The sequence below is a fragment of the Lacticaseibacillus baoqingensis genome, assembly GCF_003946165.1.
Taxonomy (GTDB): domain Bacteria; phylum Bacillota; class Bacilli; order Lactobacillales; family Lactobacillaceae; genus Lacticaseibacillus; species Lacticaseibacillus baoqingensis.
In genome coordinates this window covers 1-23344 of record NZ_RHOI01000017.1, presented here as the reverse complement: position 1 = coordinate 23344, position 23344 = coordinate 1, and the positions used below count along the sequence as shown (strand labels likewise).

The following is a 23344-nucleotide window of genomic DNA, read 5'->3' as shown; positions in this document are numbered from 1 at the left end:
GCTGCGCTGAGACTTCCGGAAAACCGGGCGCTCAACGCAGTGTTTTTTGTTAGCGAATATCTGGGGCGACGGTCACGCGATCGCGCCCATTTTGCTTGGAATGATACAAACTGCGATCGGCCGCCTTGTAGGCATCATTATCGTTATAATCGCTTTCTTGCACGCACGCTTCGCCGATCGAACACGTGATATGCAGCTCTGGCGAAATATCGGTGAAGGTGATCTCGCGCAATCGCCGCTGAAAATTTTCCGCCAACTCCACGGCTTCATCGCGGCTCAAAGGCGCGGCGACTAACATGGCAAACTCTTCGCCGCCTAAGCGATACACCGTCGCCGGATACGCGATTTGATCGGCATACAAGGCCAACACCGTTGCCAGCCGGTGCAAGACGCGGTTGCCCGCCAAATGCCCGTATGTATCGTTAACGCGCTTGAACCAATCCAGATCAAACTCAAACACGGAATAAGCATCCACCTTACCCGCTTGATACCGATTAAAGTATAGGGCTAACGTATTTTGGAACGTGCCAAAGTTCAACAGCCCAGTCAATTGATCGCGATTGGCCAGCATCGCGATTTTATCCGTGCGCACCTTGGTCCCGTGCATGATCTGGTCAAATTCCAGACAAAAAATGCCGATGACCCCTAACGCGACCAGCTGCCGCAGCCAAAACCAAAGATCCAAGTGATACGTCTGCATCTGATACACCATCGCCAGCATCGCTGCAGCAAATACTGCAAACAACCCATACTTCGGCCAGCGGTGCGTGACTAGCCAATGATTATTGCGCTGCACCAGCCATAAGCTGCCCATCGCCACGCCCCACGCCAATATCGCTAAAATCGTAAGATGTGCGCTGAACATTAAATAGTAAAGCAGCGTCAAGCCGCCATCCACGATCACCTGCCAACGCGTCGCCACTTGAATATTCAAGATATACATCGTGATGATCAACAAGTTGAGATAGGTCCAATGCGCCCCGGTGTCCACCTCCCCAGTGGCGCTGTTGGTCAAAGCTTGCCCGAACAGATACACCATGAAGGCAATGCTGGCCACCAGCATCAACGGCTCGCGGTGTCGCACCACAAAAGGCGTGGCGGTGCCAGACTCCAGCCAATAAAAGAATGAGGTCGCACCCATCATGACGATGATATTAGTGATCAAAGATAAAATGAACATAATCGCTAGTTCCATATGTGGTTATTTCTTCCTGACGATTGATTGATGTGGTGAACTCGCCGAAGCGAGCCGTTTAGTACTCATAGGTTATTGTACGCAACTTTTCGGCAAATGCTTCCTTTTTTTATGAAAAAATTTTTGCAGACCATTGCTTTGCGTCCCTATCCATGGTGCAAGCGCTGGCATTGACCCAGGGCAAACTGGTACACTGGAAATCAGCATGTCACTGCTAGGAGGTTATTATGTTCATTGTTTGTGCCCTTGTCACTGCCATTAGCGCCTGCGTCAGCTTGGGCTTTGCCAGCCAAGCCTGCTGGCAAGCCAAAAATACTGCCGGTTCCGCTTTGATCAATGCCCAATACGCCTTTTCGCGCAGTTTAGCCTTAGTCATCGCCGTGTGCGGCTTGCTCATTTTTCCTGCACGCGGGTACTTAGTCGCCTTGGCGCTCACCATGATCGGGGTCCAGTTATTCGATGGGATCATTGGGCAACGAGCCAGCCGCTTCAAGACTTGGGGGCCGTGCTGACAGCGGTTGGCAATGCCGTGGTTTTGCTGGGATATTTGGTGTGGTGACCTGGGGCGGCAAAATCAATCCCAAAGCCCAAGCCATTGATCATCTCGTCGCGTTCTCACAAGCCACGCGCAGCACAAACGCCTTGGAACCGCGATCTTAGTGAATCGCGGCCCCAAGGCGTCTGTGTCAGCGGCTAAAACCGCTTAGAGTCTCAGCCTTTTGATATTGACTTGATTTAATGGTTAAGCGCTGCAGCAGTGGCGATGCCTGTGCCTTGCCCAGTAGTTTCTGCCCAGTTCAAGGCAGCACCGAGATAGCGCGCCAGGTGTTCATGCGCGTGCACACCAGCTGCAGATTCGGCTTGCTCATTGTAGTTGGTGTTGGTATTTACGTCATAAACATAGATTTGCCCGTCTTCGGCTTGGACCCATTCGACCGCCGCGACATCAAGATGATTGGCTTCCAAAAAGGCTTCATAGGCGGCTTGTTGTGCTTGTGGCAGCGGATCAACGATTTCAAACTTGGATTGCCCGCGGTTGGGGATCTGGCATTCGTCTGCTGGGCACAACTCAAAGCCTTGGCTGGAGTCGATCGCAACGGTATATAAGAAGCGGCGGCCGATGAATTCTGAGCGCCGCACCCGGCCATCATAAGGCTTGATGTATGCTTGTAACAAGGTGATACCGTCAGTCGGTTCTTCAAAATCAGGTGAATCCACATAAGCGGCTAACTCTGCAACCGAATCGAAGCGGTGCACCCCGGCTCCTTTACCGGCGCGGTTGTGCTTGGTGATCAACGGGAAGACATTGAATTGCTCTGCCGCTTCAACTAAGCGGTCTTTGCCCAATACCGCCACAGTTTTGGGCGTCTGGATCCCGCTTTGCGCCAGCGCCAAGTATTGCTGGACTTTGGAGACTTCCAAAGTGATCGCATCCGTCCCGTTCAACACTAAGCGGTGGTTGTTTTCCAACCACTTGATCACTTGCGCCGCATATTCCGGTGCGAAACGGTGACCGCGGGTATGCGCTGATGCGGACATCCGGTTGTAAAAGATCCCTGCCGGCGGCGTGCTGGCCAGATCTAAGGTCCCGCTGGACAAGTCCCAGACTTCATAAGGGATCGCTTGTGCCTCGAGTTGAGTGACGAGATGTTGGGTCCATTCCATATTTTCTTGTAAAACATATACTTTTGCTGTCATATTGATTTATCCTTTCGCAACTTTAACATGATGTGCCGCTTTGACAACTGGGGCCGGTGCCGCCAACGCCCGTGCGGCGATCGCATTGCCTAAGACGTTGAGCGCTGTGCGCCCAGCATTGGCGAAGAAATCCACTGCGAAGATCAACGCCACGCCTTCTTTTGGCAAGCCAAGCTGACCCGCAGTTGCCAGCAAAACGACAACGGCACCGGATGGCACTGTGGCGATCGTTTTGGACACCAGCGTCAATAACAAGGTCACGGTGATCAACGATCCAAACGAGATGTTGATACCATAGCTGTTGGCGATGAAAGCCACTGCCAAAGCCAAGTACACGACCGCCCCTTCTAGATTGAAGGTATACCCTAACGGCACCACGAAGTCTGAGACGCCATCGTCATCTTTGCGCCGTAAGCGTTGTAACAAGTTGGGCAGCACGACACTGGAACTGCCTGAAAAGAAGGCCAAGGAGAACAAGTCGCGGATCTCATGGAAGGTCTGGCCAAATGGTACATGGAAGCTGACCGCCAATAGCGGGAAAACCACGAGGGCCAACAGTGCATAGCCGATGTACAACCCGATGATAAACGTCAACAAGCTGGTGAGCTGCGCCGTGCCGACTGTATTGACATCATGGGCGATGATCCCAAAGACCCCGATGGGAGACAGCTTGATGATAAACGCCGTCACTTTATTTAAAGCCCCATTGATCACTTCCAGCACCGCCAACAGCGGCTGTGCTTGCTTGACGCCAAATGCGCCTAGCCCTAACCCAAACACGATGGCAAAGAAGATCACCGACAAGAGGCTGTTGTTGCTAAATGCGGCAAAGACATTGGCCGGTACGATGTTAGTGAGGAAATCAGCCAAATTGACATTCGTCGCGATCCCTTTTAATGCCGTCGTGCTGGCTGTGCCAGAGACTCCTTTGCCAAACCCCAGCAGGTACGCCCCGCCTAAGTAGACAAAGATCAATACCGTCGTGACGATGAAGAAGTACAAGAACGTCTTGAGCAATAACTTGCCGAAGGACTTTTTTTCAAAAATGTGCACCACCGCCAAGATCACCGTCGCAAAGATCAATGGCAAGATGATCATGGTGACTAGATTGATGAATAATGTCCCTAAAACGCTATACGCCCCATCGAGTGCCGGAACGAAGCTGCCGAACAAACCGCCTAATACCAGCGCGATCAGGAGCTGATAAGGCAACGTAATTTTCTTGAATAATTGCATAGAGGAAACCCACTTTCTGTGTGTTGACGATCACAACCTAACAACGGCTGTAAACACATGGCGTTTTCCCCTTGGGAGCTGCCCCGCCAAAAGATCAACCAAGTTTTCACTTTCTGTTCACGTTGTCTTGCCATCGTCATTTCCTCCTTTCGCTAAAAAAACCGCCCCTGCAATCAATGCAGGGACGGTTATTCCGTGGTACCACCCAATTTTGCGGTCACTAAAACCGCCTCAAACAGACACTAACATGTCTTGGATCGTATCGCATCCACACGCGCAAACAGCTTGCACTGCTTGCGGACTCCGGACTCATCTTCCCATTCGGTTTCGGTCTGCCCTTACACTGTCAGCAGTCGCTTCACCCTAATTGCAAATGGTACTCTTTCCATCAACGTCTTAATCAGTTCTTAATTGTAGTTTAATATAGTTCCTTACTAAACGAAAGTCAAGGGGAGATTGGGAAATTTTGCGTGGCTCCTACACGGCTAAGCGTTTTGCCTCGTGCGCCAAAATCTGCTTTTCCAGCTTGACTTCATCTGGATCTACCGCAGCTGCGGAACTGCGCGCTGCCACAGAATCTTTTGCATAAATATCAAACAAGCGTTGCTTTGAATCCAGCATCGCGAGCATTAACTCGTCCACACTATCTTCGGTCAATAATCGATAGACAAAAACATGCTTGGTTTGCCCCATACGATAAGCACGCGACAAGGCTTGCGCTTCCGTTGACGGTTTCAATTGCGGCTCTGCAAATATCACGATATTGGCCGCTTGCAAATTTAAGCCGTAGCCTAACGTATCGATTTGTGCTGGCATCACAAACTTGGTCGATGAGTGAATAAACTCATCGATGCGCGCTTGACGCTCACTAGTCGCCACCCCACCCATGATTGGGGCAACTGCAATATCTGATAATTCATGCGCGACTCTTTGCAATACCTGACGGAAAAATGAGAAGAACAATACTTTCTCATGATTGGTCGCAGCCTCTGCGCAGATCTCTTTTAACCGTTCTAACTTAGGCGTATCTTTTGATCCCTGGCCTGCCCATCCAACTTGGCGCATTGCCATAAATCCGCGCTCCTGCACCGCACGTTTATATTCTGCGGCTTGATAGGGACTAAATTCAGACCATTCGAGTGTTTGCGTGATTGCCGGCAGTTCTTTTAGCACGTCTGCTCGATTACGCCGCAAGTACACCGGTGCGATCATTTTCTTAAAACCGCTACTCTCTAGTGTATCTAACTCATCTTGGCGCAACCAGCGCAAAAAGCCATCGCCACGGTCAACTTCTGCTAAGCCATAATGATCTAAAATATCCGGTGCTAGCGGTGCAATCAGATTGATCATATCTTCAAGATGGTTTTCCAAAGCCGTCCCTGTCATGAATACTGCCATCGGCACTGCTTCTGCCAACGATGTCACAAAATCGGAACGCTTACGGCCGGGATTTTTTACCATATGCGCCTCATCGGCTACAAGAAACTGCGTATTGTCAAACACCTTTTGTTTATCTAAACGCCACACAGCTTCATAGTTGCATACCGCGATCCCACCTTCTGTGACCCACTTTGCCAGTGCTTGAGCTCGAGCTGCGGGAGCACCGTGCAAATTGATTGCTGAAATATGAGTATGGGTTTTAATTTCTCTCAACCAGTTGATCACAATGCTGTTTGGACAAACGACCAGAAAGTGCGTCACCCCTTCCGCGCGTTTGGCCGCGATCGCAGCCAGTGCCTGAACTGTTTTTCCCAAGCCCATTTCATCCCCCAGCAGTACTTTATGATTTGCAAGAATAAACTTGACGCCAAACTGCTGCCACCCTCGCAGCGTCGCTTTGAGATAAGTTGTGTCATACTCGATGGCTTCAACTTTAGCAGCCAAAGAACGTGGGATCATTGTCTGATCAAATACTGGCGTCGCCGTACCGGGAAGCTTCAGCGCTTCAAACTGAGCGTATAACGCGGCTGCACTATGCTCAAATTCCGCGCGTTCAACCGCTATTTGGTAACTGGTGTAGTGGTTGATCTGGTCAAAACAAGCGGTATACCAAGCCGCCAATTCCGTATTTAACTGGCTGATCGTCTCAACTTTTTCGACTTGAGCTGCTTTTGCCTTTTCAGGGGTCAGCCACCAGCGAATCCGCCCAAATGTGTTGATGTCCAGCTTGTTAGTGACCTCATCGATACGTTGGGTCAATTCACGTGATTGCGTTGCTTGCGCCTGCAAAAACTGTCCCACGGCCTCATTGATCCGCACGTAATGGACTAGTCGCGCACTTTCTGTCGCATAAGCATCAAAATCGATCTTCAGTTTAACGGCTGCGCGTAAATTCTTGGCAATTTTCTCTGCCTGAGTCGTGATCGATTGCAGTTCTGATCGATCTGAAACGCCCGGTAATGCATTCTGCTGATGTATCGTTTCTAACAGCTTACCCAAGGAACCAATTCCCTGATCAGCCAGCGCGATCGGATCCAGCTGGTAGCTTAATCCCGCTAATTCCTTGACCGTCAAGTGAGCAAGCGCATCTGCTTGCTCACGTTGATATAATGAATCAGCTGCCTCTGCCAACTGATTGGCTAACGCTTGATTGATCGGCGTGAGCGTTGCTTGTTTGGCTTGCAATTGTTTAAGTTCTGCTACTATTTTGCTGGCTGCTGCCTTAGTAATAGCTACCATGTCATGCTCCCCCAATATTAGTACGCTTATTGGCCCTTTAACCACTTATCACTACATTACGCCAACTTGAGCAATCATCCCATACTCATTTATCATTTTCGCAATCTAAAAATCGTCTCCGGGCCTGACTAACCTATTGGCTTTTTATCTGCTAAAATAGCCGTATCGATTACGGAGGCTGTCATTGTGAGCAAATTTTGCCAGCGTTATTATCATAGCCGCTTTTATCACGTCGTTACCGCGACTTTTGCGGCGTTGATGCCTTTGATCCTCATCGGCACTGGAGCGCAAGCGTTGTTGTTGAGTATCTTCAGCCGCGACGGGTTTTTCGCCGTGATCTTTGACTTGGCGCATTGGGTGCCTGGGTTTGTGCAGATCCATATTGGCTTAGGGCTGATCGTCACATACACGCTAGGATTGTCCGGCTTGTTGGCGGCAGTGTTTGCCGCACGCGCCGCCAGTGCGGATCAGCCGCGCTGGGCCGCTTTGACCAGCGGCGTGGGCTGGCTGATCTTAAACACCTCGCCTTTGACCAGCTTTGGCCCGAATCTGGGGTTAGACGGGTTGTTGCCTGGGCTCATCTTTGGCGCCGGGTGCGGCTGGTTGTTTGCGCACTTGCGCAAGCCGCAGTGGTTGGCGCCGGTTTTGCTGGTGCTGGCTGCCGCGCTGCGCGTCGGGATCACCACCTTAGCCAAAAACGGCAGCACACTGGTATTGACGGCGTGGCCGGCGGCGTTGACCGGCGCTACCAGCCACTGGTCGCTGCACACCGGCTTAGTCGCCTTGATCAACAGTGGCTTAGGCTGGCTGGGCTTGCCGACGCCGATCCCAGCACTTGCGCCAATGATGACCAGTGCCACGGCGACGGCCAACTTGCATGCGGCGTTGGCCAATCGCGCGATCCCGTATCCTAACACGCTAGGCACGCTGTACCGGCCGTTTGCGCTGTTTGGCGGCGTGGGGATGACGCTGGCTTTGGTGATCGCGATCTTGCTGGTCGATCGGCGGCCAGCCAAGCGCCGCCTCGCCTATTTCAGCCTCGCGCCAAGCTTGGTCAACTTGAATTGGCCGCTGCTGCTAGGGTATTCGGTGGTGCTTGAGCCGGTGTTATTAGTGCCGTTTTTCCTGGCCCCATTGGCCGCAACCGGCATTGCTTGGCTGGCGCTGCATTGGCATCTAATGGCGCCGGCGGTTTATCAAGTCCCGGCAACGACGCCTGGGCCTTTGCTGGCATGGCTGGCCACGAATGGCAACTGGCCGGCCTTGGTCGTCGCGCTGCTAGGGTTAGCGGTGGCAGTCGCCATTTATCTGCCTTTTGTGAAAATGCTGGCAGGAGGTGGGGCGCATGCCTAAATGGCTCAAAGTTCTCATATTAAGCGCGATCGTCCTCCTCGTTGGCGGCGGTATTTTCAGCGCGGCGACGACTTGGATGCATCGGCAAGTGCGTGATGCCAAAGTGGTGCATAATTCGCAGATGCAGCCGATCATCTTAGTGCCTGGGAGTTCTGCGACGCAAGAGCGCTTCAACAGCCTCATCACGACGCTGAATCAGCAAACCACCGGCCACAGCCTGTTGAAGATCACGGTCAAAACCAACGGCACCTTAGTCAAATCCGGCAAGCTTGCCGCGCGCGACAACGAACCTTATATCGTCGTCGCCTTTCAAAATAATCACGACGGCTATAACAACATCAAAAAACAAGCCCGCTGGTTTGACCAAGCGTTAAAGCATCTCACAGCGACTTACCACTTCAATCGCTTCCGCGCCATCGGCCATAGTAATGGCGGGTTGGTGTTGAGTCTTTTTTTGGAGAAATATTATGCCAGCGCCGACGTGTCGATCGACCGGCTGATGACCATCGGCACGCCGTACAATTTGGAAGAAAGCAACCCGCACAACCGCACCCAAATGCTCAACGACTTGATCGCCAAACGCAAGTCCCTGCCTAAAACTTTGACGGTATACTCGCTGGCTGGTACGGAAACCTATGATGGTGACGGCACCGTGCCGCTTAACAGTGTCGAATGCGGCAAGTATATCTATCAAAACCAAGCCGCCCATTACACCCAGATCACGGTTTCCGGCGACAACGCCAAGCACAGCGACTTGCCGCAAAACCGGGAGATCATCAACTACATTCAGCAATACATGTTGCAAACGCCCAACCAAACTCCTGGCCGCAGCCAACCGACTGACAGCCAGCGGCGCATGACCACTGCCACACCTTGATTTTGACTAAGCGCGCAACCTGGTGCCACACCGGGTCAGCGTGCTTTTTTGATTTTTTCCGCTTTCTCCCTTGCAAAATACAAACATACGTTCGTATAATGAACACATACCTAATCTGTAAAGGAGGCCTTGCGATGGATCATTATGAATATCGAGACATCCCCCGCGACCGCTGGCTGTATGCCGATCGCACCATGGCCAAGTGGCTGGGCTGGTTGTTATCAGACCACACCGCTTTTTTATCCGCTAAGCAAACCGCGGCGCAACCCACACCGCTTTTGCCAGAACAATCTGCCGCCCAAATCGACGCTTGTTTGCAACAAGCTTGGGAACACACCCGGCCGATCAAGGTGCAGCTGCAGCCAGAATATGACGACGAAGACCATGCCCCTGAGCTGGCAGGAGCGATCATGGGCTTTGCGGCCGGCCAATTGACCTTGATGGTGCAAGCATCTGGGACGTTGACCACCATTTTAGTCGCAGACATTCGCCATGTCGCGCCACTGACTGCCAAGCATTGGTGGGCGGCATGAGCACGCCGCTGGATGACCCCACCCGCCTGCCGAGCCGCGACATCATGTGCATCGACTGCAAGAGTTTTTACGCCAGTGTCGAAGCGATCCGCCGCGGCGAATACCCGCTTGCCGCTAAAAACGCGGTGCTGTCGCGCGCCGAAAGCCAAGGCGGGTTGATCTTAGCAGCCAGCCCGATCGTCAAAGCCAAATACGGCGTCAAGCTGGGGACGCGCTATTTTGAGATCCGCCCGGATATGGATATCCAGATCTGCGCGCCACACATGCAGCTGTACATCGAGATCAACTACTTGATCAACAGCATCTACCGGGAGTTCGCCATGGATGCGGATTGGTATGTTTACAGCATCGACGAGTCGTTCATCGATGTGTCGCATGTCCATGGGCTGTTCGGCGGCAACCAGGCGATCGCCAGTGCGATCCAAGACCGCGTCTTTCAACGCACCGGCATCATCACCACCGTCGGCATCGGCCAAAATCCTTTGTTGGCAAAACTCGCGTTGGATAACGACGCCAAAGTCCGCCCGCCTTGGCAAGCCAGCTGGGGATATGCGGACGTCCCTAAGAAGCTGTGGGCAATCGATTCGCTGACCAATTTTTGGAGTATCGGCAGCAAAACCGCCGTTAAGCTCGAACGCATGGGTATCCACACGCTTTATGACGTCGCCCACACGCCTGCAGCTAAGCTCAAAGCCAAGCTGGGGGTGCTAGGGACTGCCTTGTATTATCATGCGTGGGGCATCGACTACAGTGTCTTAGCCAAGCGCTACATCCCCCACAGCGACAACCGCGGAGTCGGCAACAGCCAAGTGCTGATGCGCGATTACGTCACCGCCGCCGACTGTTTGACGGTCCTGTGTGAAATCGGCGGGCAAGTGGCGGCCCGGCTGCGCAAACACCACCAAGTTTGCCAAGTCGTTGCGATCTCGGTGGGCTTTGCCGAGCCTAACGCAGCCGGTCAAACCCACTGGGGCGCGCAAGTGCATGTCGACCCCACGAGCCAAACCGATGAGATCAACCGCGCGGTGCGGTGGCTGTTTCGCACCCATTGGAACGGTGAAGTCTTGCGCTCAGTGGGCGTGCGCGCCAGCCGCGTTTCAACGCCGGAAACGGTGCAGATCAGCTTGTTTGAGCCTGCTGAAAATCGTGAAGCCACGGATCGCCTCGAACTGATTATGGATAAGATCCGCGCCAAATGGGGCTACAAAGCCATTTTTCGCGCATCAAGCAAAACCGCCGGCGGTACCGCCTTAGAACGGGCCGGCTTAGTCGGCGGCCATGCCAAATAAGGAGGCGCCATATGATCCGTCAATCTAAAACCTTGATCGCCAACCTTGATGCCAAATTTCTGCGCAAATACGGCTGGCGCTACCACCTGCTGATCGTCGATAATCATTTTCTAAATCAATATCTCTTCTTCTTGCAGTCCTACAAACACGGTACCAAGCTCCACTACAGCGATGATCTATTAGAAATGCCGCATGACAAAGCGCTCTACGGTCAAGTCCTCAAAGATCTCAAAGCGCACACCAACCTCAGCATCGAATATCGCGATACTCACCATCTCGTACACCCTGGTACCGATATCACCTTTGACGCCAGCCACGGGCATGCGTTTAACACGAGCTATCATCCTGAAGCATAACAAACGGCGGCTCCCAAATGGGAACCGCCGTTTGTTATGCTCTAAATTAAACCAAACCAACTCTAAACATCAAATAACCAATTACCAGTGCAATGAATGGAACCACCATGCCCGTCACAAAGATGTACGGATAAGAATCCTTCAATTGAACTTTAGCGATCGAGCTGGCAACCACTGGACCACTAGACCATGGCACCATGCCGGTCCAGCCAGATGACATCACACCAAGCCGATGCAAGGCGGCGAAGTTTAAGTTCATGGTCGCAAGATGATTGCCCATAGCAGTCAACCAGATCCCTAAACCACCACTAGACGAACCGGAGACCCCAGCGGCGATACTGGTGACGATCATCGACGTTAAGTAAATATGCGAATCATTTTGCCACAATTGCTTGGTCAATTCAGTAAAGGCTGGCGAAATCGCAACCACCCCACCGAAACCAACCACACAAGCGGTGGTCAAAATAGCGTTCATCGCATTCTTCGTCCCGGTATCGATCGTGTTGCCAAGATGCTTGAACCGCTTGAAAAACATCGCGATGGTTAAAACATTCGCCACAAACATCGCAATTTCAACCGAGTAATTCGAATCCATCCGCCCTTTGAGGAAGAAGATCAAAGCCAACATGACAATGATCGGCAATAATGACAACCAGAAATTCATATTATCAGAATCAACGTCAACGACTTGCGCGTCTTCTTCACTCATTGGAACAAAATGCTCGCCTTTAGCGGAAGCTTGCTTTTGCGCATGGGAGAGATACAAATAATTCACGACGAAGACGAAGACCCCACAAACAAGCCCGATGATCGGCGCGGCATAAATCGTCGTGTGAAAATAGGTCGTCGGCATGATGTTTTGAATCTGCGGTGACCCTGGCAAAGTGGTCATGGAAATCGTCGCCGCGATACTCAAGACTGACGCTGGAAACAGCTTAATGGGAATATCCGCTTCTTTGAACAGCACCAATGCCACTGGAAACAGCGTGAACGCCACTAAATAAGTCATGATCCCGCCATATGACAAAATCAATGAGGTCAGCAACATGATCAAAATGACACTGCTTTTACCCATTTTAGCGACTAATGTATGGGCAATTTTAGACGCGGCACCACTATCAGACATCACTGCCCCAAACAACGCGGACAGGAAGAAAATCAAAAAGAATTGTTGGACATAATTTGAAACTGACGCCATATATCCTTTATTAATGCCTTTGGCAATATTAATACCGCCAAGCACGATCGCGACTAACGACGCGATCAATGACGCAGGGATCATGTGCACGCCTTTGAAAATCAAAACCACTAAGACGATAATGGCAATCACAATACCTAATATATTCCAGATCATGAAGCTCGCCCCCTACGCCTTTTGGTACTTGGCAACCTTATCCCAATCAATATCAATGCCTAAGCCCGGGCGATCAGAAAGGATAAAGTTCATGTGCTCATCTGTGGTGAATGGGGACTGCAAAATATCAGAACGCAGCGGATTAAAATTAGTTTCGGATTCGATTGGGAAGACATTTGGCATAGCTGCGGCTAACTGCAGGCTTGCAGCGAAGTGGACCGCAGAACCAAATGAATGCATCGAAACGGCCTTGAAGTTAGTCTCTGCCACTGGCGCAATTTTCTTAACCGTACTGATACCGCCACACCAGCCCACATCAGGTTCCACGATATCCACCGTGCCATTTTCAATGAAGTGCTTGAAATTAAACTCGTTTTGTTCGGTTTCAAAGCCCATGACCTGGGTGTTTGGCAGATATTGTTTCAACTCACGATAAGCTTGTACATCTTCAAACTGGAACGGCTCTTCAATCACGTCGACTCGTGCCGCTTGCAGCCGCGGTGCCGCCAGTTTCATCGTCATGGCATCCCAGGAAGCATTGAAATCAATGATGATCTTTTTATCACCGACCATTTGCCGTAACAATTCCACCCGCTTGAGATCTTCATCAAGGCCAATACTATTGGCCTGATTAGCAACATATTTGATCGGCAGCGCCCCATTATCATTGTTGCGCCCGACTTTGATCTTAAAGACCTGATAGCCGTCATCGATCCAGCCTTGAATCTCGTTGCGCAGGCCATCCATGCCTTTATCTTTAGCATAAAAGCCCCCGCAGGCATAAGCTGGGATCACATTTGAATGCCCGCCGAGCAGCTTATAGATCGGCAGGTTGGCGATTTTACCAAGCAGATCCCATAGCGCAATATCCACGCCGCTGATGGCCCCCATTTCGATCCCGCGTCGGCCGTGCGCGATGGTCCGCCAATACATGGTCTGGAATAATTGCTCGATATCCGTTGGATCTTGGCCGATCAGCATTGGTGCCAGTTGATCTTCAATGATCGCCCGTTGCACTCGGGTCGGATTGCCATAGCTCCATGCTTCGCCGACCCCATATTGGCCATTGTCAGCAGAAATCTTGATCAACAATCCTTGGCGCCCTGCACTTGTCGATAACGCATCACTAATGACATCTTTATCGTCATATTGAAACTTCAGTTCAAACAAATCAACGCTTGTGATTTTCATTGCTTTTTTCCTTTCACCTAAGTAATAAATGATTCAGATTCAACATCAGCAGATGATGTGGCGTGTATTCGTTGTCGCAATGATTAAAGTTTTCCCACGCAAAAAACTTTAAAGTTGATTAAGCGAATCACATCATACTTATTTGAATGAGGAAAAACACAGCAGAATGCTACTTTAATCGATTACTAAGTGGCTCCCACAATTGACAATGGTACAACTGATTACGTTTGCAAACATGCACGATTAACACAAAAATCATGATTGAAAGTGAGCAAATAAATATTATGTATACCATTTGTAAGTACAAAAATTTGCCGCGTATTTGCTTGGTAGCAGCTGTAACCGCTGATACCAAGCGGATTGTACTTAAATTGAATTAAATCTAAATTGTTTGGAAAAATAAAAGGGCTGTGTGACGTTAATCACACAGCCCTTTTGAAAAAATAATTGTCTAAGCAACCGGTTACCCATAATTTTGATTCAACAACGCCACCGCCTGATCCACTTCTGCAGCGGTGTTTTCGCCTCCTAATGACAGCCGAATATAGCGGCCTTCTGCATCAGTCGATAACCCCAGCGCCATCAAGGTATTATCTGGACGCGGGTCTTTGATGCTGCAGGCGCTGACCGTAGAAAAGCACAAGCCGCGCTGCCCCATTGCCGTGGCCGCTTCTTGGCCTTGGGTGTGCGGCAGCAATAGCCCGATGATACCTGGATACTCTGCCCATGGTGCCACTGGGGTGATCGTCGGCGCCAATTGCGTCAAGACTTGCTGTTTCAAGGCTTGCAAGTGGGCAAACGCTTTGGCCTGTTGTTCAACATTTTCGGTGAACGCCGTTTCCGCACTGGCGATCCCAGGAATATCCATGGTGCCTGGCAAGTAGCCGTTTTGCTGGAAAACGTTGCGAAAACGCGGTTTGGAAATCACTTGCGGCGACAGATACAAGAAGCCGCAGCTTTTGGGCCCATTGAACTTATGGGCACTGGCGCTAAAGCCTGCCAACTCAGTCAAGTCTAAGTCGACCTTCGTCAAGCCTTGCACTGCGTCAACAAATAGCGGGACCCCTTGGGCTTGTGCCGCTTGATTCAAGTCGGCGACAGCTTGGCAGATCCCGGTGATCGCATTGACCGCTTGGATCACCACCAACGCAGTATCCGCCGTGATCGCCGCTGTTAATGCGGCTGGCGTCACGTGCCCCTGGGCATCCACAGGCAAGGTCGTGATGCGATAACCTTCTTCGCGCGCCATCGCATCCAACAATTCATACACCGACGAATGCTCCAGCGGGCTGACCAAAATTTCGTGCTTTTGGCTGCCATGCGCTAAAGCGGCGATCCCCAGCTGATTGCTTTCGGTGCCGCCGCTGGTGAAGATCAAGCCATCCGCTTGGATCCCCAGCTGCCGCGCAATGCTTTGCTGCGCATCGCGGACCAGCTGCCCGGCTTCATTGCCGGCTTGATGCAAGCTTTCCCCGTTCGCATAAAAATTCTGCGCCACTTCGGTGTACACCGCTAACGCGGCAGCACTCATTTTCGTTGTGGCAGCATGGTCAAAATAGATCATTTTGGTTTCCTTTCGTTTGTATGCGGCCAAAAGCGCGCCGCTCACCTAAACCCGTGCTGGCTCACGCTCTGCTTAAACGCGCTTTCTTCGGCAACGGGGTCGCGTGTCAGGGAGCCTGCCCGGTGCACGGCTGTCGCCGCACGCCGATCAGGCTCCCTGACACACACCCCTAAACCCGCCGAAGACGCGCTCTAGCTTAGTTTCAACATGCGATCTAAGGCGACTTTTGCCCAGTGGGCGGTGGTGGCGTCAACGGTGATTTGGTTGGCGGGCTGGTGGGCGGCTAGCTGGTCCATGGTCCAGGCCAAATGCGGCAAGTCGATGCGATTCATCAAGATGCAAGCGCATGACATGGGGTTGAGATACATGACCTTTTTGTCCGGGTTTTCGCGGATCAAACGGCCCACCAAGTTGTTGTCGGTGCCGACAGCAATCCGGGTGCCGGCAGGGGCTTGCTGGATATAATCGATCAAATCGCGCGTCGAACCTGACGCGTCGGCGGCCATGACCACAGCGTGTTGGCATTCGGAGTGCACGATCACTTTGACGTCGGGATATTTTTGCCGCAAGCCGGTGATCTGCGCCACGTTGAATTGTTGATGGACAGAACAATAGCCGTTCCACAAGATCACCCGATAATCGGCGCCGGTATCTGCTTCCAACTGCCCAGCTTGCGCGTTCCACAAGCCGATCTCACTAGCTGGCACGCCTAGCGCCAAGGCGGTGTTGCGGCCGAGGTGCTGATCAGGCAAAAACAGCAGGTGCTTGGCTTGCTGCAAAGCCCAGCTGACGATTTTTGGCGCGTTGCCGGAAGTCACGACGATACCGCCGTGCTCACCGACAAACGCCTTGATCGCCGCGGTGGAATTGACGTAGGTCACAGGGATGATATCTCCGCTTAGCCGCGCCGTCAGTGCTTGCCAAGCCTCCGTTAGCTGATAGGAATTGGCCATGTCTGCCATGGAACAGCCGGCCATGGGATCTGGCAAGATCACGCGCTGGTCATCGCTGGTGAGGATATCTGCGGTTTCGGCCATGAAGTGCACCCCGCAAAAAACGATTTGCTTGGCGGTATGGTTGCTGGCGGCGACTTGCGCTAACTTCAAAGAATCCCCGCGCGCATCGGCAAACTGGACGACTTCATCTTTTTGATAATGATGCGCGACGATGAGCAGCTCTGTGCCCATGTCCGCTTTGATCTGGCGAATGCGCGCGATTTGCGCTTGTGGATCTTCGTCATAATAGCGGGTAAAAGCCTGTTTTTGCTTCAATTCAGTCAATATCATGATTTCACGGCTCCTTTAAGGACAAAACTGATGTCTAACGGTTGGACCGCATTGGTCAAATACCCCAATGAGATGAAGTTGACACCGCACCCGGCATAATCGGCCAAATTAGCCAAAGTGATGCCGCCAGAAGCTTCCGTCAAAATGGTTGGCGGGACTAACTGTTGCCACTGGCGGATCGTGGCAGGGGTTTGGTTGTCGAACATGATCGCATCTGCGCCTGCAGCCACCGCCGCTTGCACTTGCGCTTGGGTCTCAGTCTCGATTTCAATGCGCATCATCGGCCCGGCCAAGCGCTTGGCTTGTGCGATCGCTTGCGCCACCCCGCCGGCTGCGGCGATGTGGTTGTCTTTTAACATGATCCCGTGATCAAGGCCCAGCCGGTGATTGACCCCGCCGCCGACAGTAACCGCATATTTGTCAAAAACGCGCAAGCCAGGCATCGTTTTGCGCGTGTCGACGATCTTGATCGTCTGATCTGCGAGTGTTCGGATCGCCAGCGCAGTGGCCGTGGCGATGCCGCTCATGCGCTGCATCAAATTCAAGCACACCCGCTCGCCTGACAAAATCGTGCGGCTGGCCCCGCTGACGGCACCAATGGCCGTGCCGGCAGTGACTGCCGTGCCATCGGCAACTAGCGGCTGATATTGGGCTTGTCCCAGCAAGTCATACACCACTTGCGGCAAGGCTTGCCCGGCGACGACGCCATCGGCTTTGGCGACCATTTGGCCACTCACTGAAGTATCTGGCAGACATTGGGCACTCAAATCGCCAAACCCCAAGTCTTCTTGCAAAAAAGCAGCCAGCTGCTGGCGGGTCAAGACTGGATTCATGCGGTTTGCGCCTCCTTCAAGTAATGCGCCCCTAAGCTTGGCTGGACCAGTGCTTGCTCGGCGATCAAGTCACTGCACAAGCACAAATTGGCCACTGTCAATGCCGCCGGCGTCAGGCTGGCTGGGTCAATATCGCGATAATCAAACTGCCGCAGCCATTGCAAAAAGTCATGCAGCTGCGCTTTGGTCCGCTCGACCCCAAGCTCTGCCCAAGCACGGTGTTGCAACGCCTCTAATGCCGGCAAGCGGCCGGCATTAGGCGTTGGCGCAGCCGGTGCGGGGACGTGAGCTGGCGCCAGTTCTGGCAGGGCTTGGATGGCTTGGGCCGCTTTGGCGGCGCTGACTAAGCAATCCAGCAAAGAGTTGCTGGCCAAGCGATTGGCACCATGCACCCCGTTGCAAGCCACTTCGCCAACTGCAAACAAGCGCGGCAAGGAAGTTTGTGCCTGCAAGTCTGCCTTGACGCCGCCCATCATGAAGTGCGCGCCTGGCTGGATCGGGATCAAGTGATCTTGCCGGAATGGCACATGATGGCGATCAAGGTTTGCCGTCACCCCAGGAAAATGTTCGGTGAAATCAGCGACGGCTGAAATATCTAAGAACAACTTGTGGCCCTTGGCCTGCCAAGCAGTCAAATGCCGCGCTACCACATCCCGCGGCGCCAAGTCCTTTTGCGGCACCTTCGCCATGATCGGGGTGTGATTTTCGTCGACCAATACCGCCCCCGCCCCGCGGATCGCTTCAGTGATCAACCCATAACAGCGGCCATTCAAGGCCAGCAAGGTCGGATGAAATTGCACAAAAGCCATGTCATGCAGCGCCACGCCGGCGCGTGCAGCCAAGGCGATGCCATCGCCGGTGACGGTGTGGTCGTTGGTGGTGAAATCGTAGAGGTTGCCTAACCCGCCTGTCGCCAAGATCACGGCATCGGCAGTTTTGACTTGCGGTTGGCCATCTGGCAAGTGGCGCACCACCACGCCGCGACAGCCGGCCGCATCTTGAACAAGAGACAGCGCTTCTGTATGCGTCTCCCAAGTTACATGGTGCAACAAGCTTTGAACGAAGCTGGTGATCGCCGCACCAGTCCGGTCGCCATTGGCATGTAAGATCCGGTGGTGGCTATGCGCGCCTTCCAGACCAAAACTCAACTGCCCATCCGCTTGCCGGTCAAATGGCATCCCCGCTTGAATCAATTCTTCCAACAGTGCCGGCCCGGTCGTCACTAACTGCGCGACGGCTGGTTCATTATTGTGATAAACGCCGGCTTTTAAGGTGTCGGCTTCATGGGCTTGGGGGCTGTCTCCAGGATCAAGTGACGCCGCGATCCCACCTTGAGCCAACATCGAGTTGCTATCGGCGCGCGCGCCTTTGGTGATGATCGTCACGTTGCATGTTGCTTGCAGGCGGACCGCCGCATAACATCCGGCTAAGCCGCCGCCAATGATCAATACTGTTTTCAAATTAGGCCTCCCGTGCCATGATTTAAGTTGAAATTACTTTTATTAATAAAATAAAAAAGCGGTCATGACACCCTTGCTTATCTTTTACACCTATCCCCAGCCAAATGCAAATTTTTAGGCTAATTTAGCCAATTTTGTCGGTGTCATGACGACATCCTGCGAAAAATAAAAAAACACCTGCCGCCACTGGGCAGGTGCCATATATTAATTAATAAAGGTCACTGTTACCTATCTGAATCACCGGCAGTTAACGCCGTGATTGGGGATCTTCTGGCAAAGCTTTCCCATCCCTTGGCGCCCTAGTCGTTAGCCGCTTCACAAGCATATTATTTTGGGAATCGCGGCTTTAGCGGTACGCTGAAAATAACCATTAGGAGGTGTTGTGAAAATGACCAGTTACCCTCGTCGCGACCCTGCGACTGATCCTTTATTGACGCCGGAAAACTCTGCTTTGCTAGTGATCGATTATCAACCGACGCAGATCCAATCGATCCGCTCGATCGACCACCCCACCTTGATCCAAAACATCCAAATGACCGTTAAACTCGCGCAAGCTTATGCGGTGCCGATCGTGTTATCGACGGTCAATGTCGCTTCTGGGCGCAACCAAGACACCATCCCCCAACTCAAGGAACTGATGCCCAACGTCCCCACTTATGACCGCTCCACGATCAACGCGTGGCAAGACAAGGACTTCGTTGCCGCCGTGGAAGCCACCCGCCGCCAGCATTTGGTGATGGCCGCCTTATGGACCGAAGCTTGCCTCACCTTCCCGGCCCTAGACGCCTTGCGCGCCGGCTATGACGTGTATCCTGTCGTCGATGCCGTGGGCGGCACCAGTACCGTTGCCCATGACGCAGCTTTACGCCGCATCGAACAAGCCGGCGCTGAACCGGTCTCTAACGCCCAATTAGCCTGCGAATGGCAGCGCGACTGGAACCGTACCGACACCGTACCGGATTTCGTCAATTTGCTGTTGCAAGCCGGCGATTTTATCAATCTTGGCTGAACTATCCCATTGATGCAGCTGTGGTCGTCACGACCATAGCTGCATTTTTTGCAGGCGGCAAAATTAACCTCTCGTGAGAGTTGCCGTATTAGTCTATTCTCTTAATAGAATATTCGATACACTATTTAGGTGCGCTTTTGCACAACTATCGTTTCTTTGGAGGAAAATATGCACAAAAAAGTTTTGATCCCGATCATTCTAACGACAGCACTGGCACTAACCGCCTGTGGTACCAGCGCCAAAGCTGATACCGCCAAGTTGCAGTCACAAAACAGCAGCCTGAAGCAGGAAGTCAAATCCTTAAAAGGGCAAGTCCAGACGCAAAACAGCACCAAAACCACGGCAACCACAAGCCCGAACAAGAAAACCACCACCCAAGCCACTGCGGTGATGGGCAAAGAATATGTGATCAAAGACAAATCGGGTAAAAAGCTAGTTGGGTTGACACTGACCCAAGCCAATAACAGTTTCGGCAGCTATGTGACAGAAGACGATTTGTTGGATGATCCAGATTTCAATCTGGGTAAAAAAGCCAACCTCGTTCAAATCGCCATGACCTATACAAATTATGGCTTAGATGAAGAATGGGATCCATCCACTGATCTGACCATCTATGACGATACGGGCGCCAAAGCAGAAGATACCGACTATGAAGACGGCGGTGACGGGGTCAGCCAAGGCCATTCTGGTACGTTAACGACCTGGGTCGCCTTGACCAAGCCGTACAGCAACAACCACAAACTAGAAATCGAATACGATGGGTATATTGGGGTCGATGACGACCACGAAGATGAGTACAAAGCCAAATGGGTGACTGAATACTGATCGCCTACAAACGCGAAAAATCCCTGCTTAGCCAAGAGTGGCCCAGCAGGGATTTTTTGTATGTCCAATAGTCTTGATCAATCTTACCCGACGATCAATTCAACTTCCACCATCGCACCGGCAGGAATGGTCGCAGCAAACGTCGAACGGGCCGGCTTGCTGGTGACATATTCACCATAGATCGCGTTGAAGGCACTAAAGTCATCGATATGCTTCAGGAGGCAAGTCGCTTTAGCGACATCGTCCCAACTCTTACCCGCAGCTTTTAAGATCTCGCCGAGGTTAGTCATCACCTGCTTGGTTTCGGCAGCCACACCGCCTTCAACCAATTTGCCGGTTTTCGGATCGATCCCGATTTGGCCGGAGATAAAAACCAAGTCACCGACTTTTTTTGCTTGTGAGTAAGGGCCAAGTGGTTCTGGCGCATTGGGCGTATAAACTGTTTCCATAGATTAAATCCTCCTGTGATTGAATATCATCATTTTACCATATTAAACGCTTTAGCGCAGTGCGGTGACGGCTTTGGCCATCCGCTGCAGCCCGTCAGCGAGCTTGGCCCGCGGTGCACCGGCGACCACATACCACCACCAACAAGGCATCGGCCTGCATATGTTGCCAAAAAAGGACCCGCTTTGGTAGTCAGCGAATCCATAAAATCTATGACATTTAAATTGCGCTTGTGCGCAAATGATCAGGTATTTGGCGCCGGGTTGAATAAGCAAATATCGTTGTAGATCCCATATTGCTCAGTAAATGGCTTTTGGGTGCCACCGGCAACTTTTAAGATCGTGTTGCAAATCGATTCGCCCATATCTTGGATCGATGTGTCATCTGTCAATACCGAACCGGTGTTGATATCGATCACATCATGCCACTTTTCCTTGAGTTCATTGCGCGTGCAGACCTTCAACACTGGCAGTGCCGCCAGCCCATAAGGCGTACCCCGACCGGTGACAAAGACTTGCAAGGTGGCCCCAGAGCACATTTGCTCTGTGCCGCAAACCAGATCAGAAGCCGGTGTCGCCGCAAAGATCATCCCATGTTTAGAAGGGATCTCACCAGGCGTGAGCACTTCTTTGATCTCAAGCGAGCCAGACTTTGCGATCGAGCCCATCGACTTTTCAACAATGGTGGACAAGCCGCCTTTTTTGTTCCCTGGAGAAGGATTAGCCGAACGATCGACTTTGGCCTTGGCCAAGTAGTCATCATACCAGCCGACTTGTTCCTTGAACTTCTCGCAAGTTTCTGGCGTGGTGATCCGATTGGCGATAAATTGCACGCCATCACGCACTTCAGTGACTTCAGAAAACATCACTGTGGCGCCGGCTTTCACCAACATATCCGCTGCATAACCCACACTGGTATTGCCAGACACCCCAGAAAAAGCATCCGAGCCGCCGCATTGCAAACCGATCAGCAGCTTGGACAGCGGCTGCTTGGTGCGGGTGCGCTGATTGAGCTTGGCTAACTTCTTGTCGGCCATGTTGTAGATCGCATCGATCATGCCTTTGAAACCGTGCTGTTCTTGTAAAATGACCAAATTCTCAGGCTGGCAATAGTCGCCTAACAACATTTGCGGGGTCAGTTTTTCACAGCCTAAGCTGACACACATGATCTGCCCGCCAAAGTTCGGATGGTGCAGCAAATGGCGCAAACTATTGATCGGAATATCAGCATTTTCCGCATTGATGGCGACCCCACACCCATATTGGTGGTTGATGGCGATGACATCATCGACATTCGGATACTTCTGCATCAAGTCTTGCTTGATCTTCTTGATTGCTGCATTAACGATCCCGATCGTACATTGAACCGTGGTATGGATCGCTAAAATGTTACGAGTCCCAGAATACTCACTGAATTCTGGGTCGTTGGCAAATCCCATAAAGTAATTTTGCTTCACAGGCCGAATGTTTTGTGGTTCTTTAAAGTCTGGATTGGCATGCAAGGCATCAAGTGCTGGTGAAGCGGGCAGTTTGAGGCTCGTTTCATTGATCCACGACCCCTTAGGGAAATCCTTCAAAGCGTAACCTAATACGACGCCGTAACGCCGGATCGGTTCACCTTTTTTAACGTCTTCAAGTGTGATCTTATGGCTTTGCGGGATATCTTCCTGCAATACCAGGTCGGGAATATTGTCGACACGGTCGCCTTTTTTCCCGGGCTCGACCAGCACCGCGACATTGTCTTGAGGTGTTAGTTGAATGACCTTCATATTCAAGCTCCTTCCTCTTGTGCTTACGTGAACAAGTATAGCGCTAAGGGGATTGTGTGAAAGAGGCTACATGCCAAAGAGAACCCGTTTACACAATCAAATATATAGTTGCTGTAACATTTAGGCCATTTTCCGCTGTTTGCAGGCCTGAATTGTGAGCTTTGTATAATAGTTGGTTAAATCCGGTTTGAAAAAATCCATTGTCACCTGTTTCTAAAGTTTTTGTAAAGGCTTACTTTTCAGTTTACTTGTCCGGAAATATGTGGTATCTTGTTATCACGATCATGGGAACGGATATGGTGCTGGTACACACTATACGTTTTTCCGTTCTTTAACAGCGGGGACTCCTGCCGGGTAACCGGACCTCGCAAACGCTAAAGGGTAGACCCTT

The 23344-nt window shown here is 51.8% G+C and carries 20 protein-coding genes; 8 read left to right on the top strand and 12 right to left on the bottom strand.

Annotated features, from left to right (window positions below; translation table 11 throughout):
- Positions 1-49: 49 nt before the first annotated feature.
- On the bottom strand, positions 50-1195 hold the full coding sequence (locus tag EKM91_RS08200; protein WP_125752542.1) for a GGDEF domain-containing protein: 1146 nt from the start codon (positions 1193-1195) through the stop codon (positions 50-52).
- 227 nt (positions 1196-1422) lie between these two features.
- Between EKM91_RS08200 and EKM91_RS08195 the strand changes: the two genes are divergently transcribed.
- The gene (locus EKM91_RS08195) at positions 1423-1707 is read left to right on the top strand and encodes a hypothetical protein (RefSeq protein ID WP_225419477.1); all 285 of its coding nucleotides are present in this window, start codon (positions 1423-1425) and stop codon (positions 1705-1707) included.
- A 223-nt stretch (positions 1708-1930) separates the two neighbouring features.
- Here EKM91_RS08195 and EKM91_RS08190 read toward each other — a convergent pair whose 3' ends face one another.
- From EKM91_RS08190 to EKM91_RS08180, 3 genes are all read right to left on the bottom strand, one after another.
- Positions 1931-2893 (bottom strand): ATP-grasp domain-containing protein, encoded by a 963-nt coding sequence (locus EKM91_RS08190; protein WP_125752539.1) that lies wholly within the window; start codon positions 2891-2893, stop codon positions 1931-1933.
- Positions 2894-2899: 6 nt separating this feature from the next.
- Positions 2900-4129, bottom strand: a complete 1230-nt coding sequence (locus EKM91_RS08185) for a dicarboxylate/amino acid:cation symporter (RefSeq protein ID WP_125752536.1) — start codon at positions 4127-4129, stop codon at positions 2900-2902.
- Between the two features lie 477 nt (positions 4130-4606).
- On the bottom strand, positions 4607-6808 hold the full coding sequence (locus tag EKM91_RS08180) for a DEAD/DEAH box helicase (protein ID WP_125752533.1): 2202 nt from the start codon (positions 6806-6808) through the stop codon (positions 4607-4609).
- A gap of 186 nt (positions 6809-6994) precedes the next feature.
- Between EKM91_RS08180 and EKM91_RS08175 the strand changes: the two genes are divergently transcribed.
- From EKM91_RS08175 to EKM91_RS08155, 5 genes are all read left to right on the top strand, one after another.
- The gene (locus EKM91_RS08175) at positions 6995-8161 is read left to right on the top strand and encodes a PTS transporter subunit EIIC (protein ID WP_125752530.1); all 1167 of its coding nucleotides are present in this window, start codon (positions 6995-6997) and stop codon (positions 8159-8161) included.
- Positions 8154-9038: an alpha/beta hydrolase gene (locus tag EKM91_RS08170; RefSeq protein ID WP_125752528.1), complete on the top strand. Its 885-nt coding sequence runs from the start codon at positions 8154-8156 to the stop codon at positions 9036-9038. The genes EKM91_RS08175 and EKM91_RS08170 overlap by 8 nt, the downstream gene beginning before the upstream one ends.
- A 134-nt stretch (positions 9039-9172) precedes the next feature.
- The gene (locus EKM91_RS08165) at positions 9173-9571 is read left to right on the top strand and encodes a DNA-directed RNA polymerase subunit beta (RefSeq protein ID WP_125752525.1); all 399 of its coding nucleotides are present in this window, start codon (positions 9173-9175) and stop codon (positions 9569-9571) included.
- Positions 9568-10860 carry a Y-family DNA polymerase gene (locus EKM91_RS08160; protein WP_125752522.1) on the top strand — a complete coding sequence of 431 codons (1293 nt, stop codon included), beginning with the start codon at positions 9568-9570 and terminating at the stop codon, positions 10858-10860. Before EKM91_RS08165 ends, EKM91_RS08160 begins: the two co-directional genes overlap by 4 nt.
- Before the next feature lie 11 nt (positions 10861-10871).
- On the top strand, positions 10872-11216 hold the full coding sequence (locus EKM91_RS08155; protein WP_125752519.1) for a hypothetical protein: 345 nt from the start codon (positions 10872-10874) through the stop codon (positions 11214-11216).
- A gap of 46 nt (positions 11217-11262) precedes the next feature.
- On the opposite strand, the gene EKM91_RS08150 is transcribed toward EKM91_RS08155, so the two are convergent.
- The 6 genes from EKM91_RS08150 to EKM91_RS08125 form a co-directional block, all read right to left on the bottom strand.
- Positions 11263-12570, bottom strand: a complete 1308-nt coding sequence (locus EKM91_RS08150; protein ID WP_125752516.1) for a GntP family permease — start codon at positions 12568-12570, stop codon at positions 11263-11265.
- Positions 12571-12582: 12 nt separating this feature from the next.
- Positions 12583-13761: a mandelate racemase/muconate lactonizing enzyme family protein gene (locus tag EKM91_RS08145; protein WP_125752513.1), complete on the bottom strand. Its 1179-nt coding sequence runs from the start codon at positions 13759-13761 to the stop codon at positions 12583-12585.
- Between the two features lie 463 nt (positions 13762-14224).
- Positions 14225-15325: a cysteine desulfurase family protein gene (locus EKM91_RS08140; RefSeq protein WP_125752510.1), complete on the bottom strand. Its 1101-nt coding sequence runs from the start codon at positions 15323-15325 to the stop codon at positions 14225-14227.
- A 191-nt stretch (positions 15326-15516) separates the two neighbouring features.
- A complete protein-coding gene (gene nadA, locus EKM91_RS08135; RefSeq protein ID WP_225419476.1) occupies positions 15517-16611 on the bottom strand; it encodes a quinolinate synthase NadA in 1095 nt (364 codons plus the stop codon).
- Positions 16608-17444 carry a carboxylating nicotinate-nucleotide diphosphorylase gene (gene nadC / locus EKM91_RS08130; protein WP_125752507.1) on the bottom strand — a complete coding sequence of 279 codons (837 nt, stop codon included), beginning with the start codon at positions 17442-17444 and terminating at the stop codon, positions 16608-16610. The genes nadA and nadC overlap by 4 nt, the downstream gene beginning before the upstream one ends.
- Positions 17441-18904, bottom strand: coding sequence for an FAD-dependent oxidoreductase (locus EKM91_RS08125; RefSeq protein WP_125752504.1), 1464 nt, complete (start codon positions 18902-18904; stop codon positions 17441-17443). The genes nadC and EKM91_RS08125 overlap by 4 nt, the downstream gene beginning before the upstream one ends.
- Positions 18905-19292: 388 nt before the next feature.
- Between EKM91_RS08125 and EKM91_RS08120 the strand changes: the two genes are divergently transcribed.
- Positions 19293-19913 (top strand): hydrolase, encoded by a 621-nt coding sequence (locus EKM91_RS08120; RefSeq protein ID WP_125752501.1) that lies wholly within the window; start codon positions 19293-19295, stop codon positions 19911-19913.
- Positions 19914-20081: 168 nt separating this feature from the next.
- Complete coding sequence (locus tag EKM91_RS08115) at positions 20082-20738, top strand: hypothetical protein (protein ID WP_125752498.1); 657 nt, start codon at positions 20082-20084, stop codon at positions 20736-20738.
- 83 nt (positions 20739-20821) lie between these two features.
- Here EKM91_RS08115 and EKM91_RS08110 read toward each other — a convergent pair whose 3' ends face one another.
- Together EKM91_RS08110 and EKM91_RS08105 are read right to left on the bottom strand one after the other, a co-directional pair.
- Positions 20822-21187, bottom strand: coding sequence for a Rid family detoxifying hydrolase (locus tag EKM91_RS08110; RefSeq protein ID WP_125752495.1), 366 nt, complete (start codon positions 21185-21187; stop codon positions 20822-20824).
- A 242-nt stretch (positions 21188-21429) separates the two neighbouring features.
- On the bottom strand, positions 21430-22953 hold the full coding sequence (locus EKM91_RS08105; RefSeq protein ID WP_125752492.1) for a UxaA family hydrolase: 1524 nt from the start codon (positions 22951-22953) through the stop codon (positions 21430-21432).
- Positions 22954-23344 lie beyond the last annotated feature (391 nt).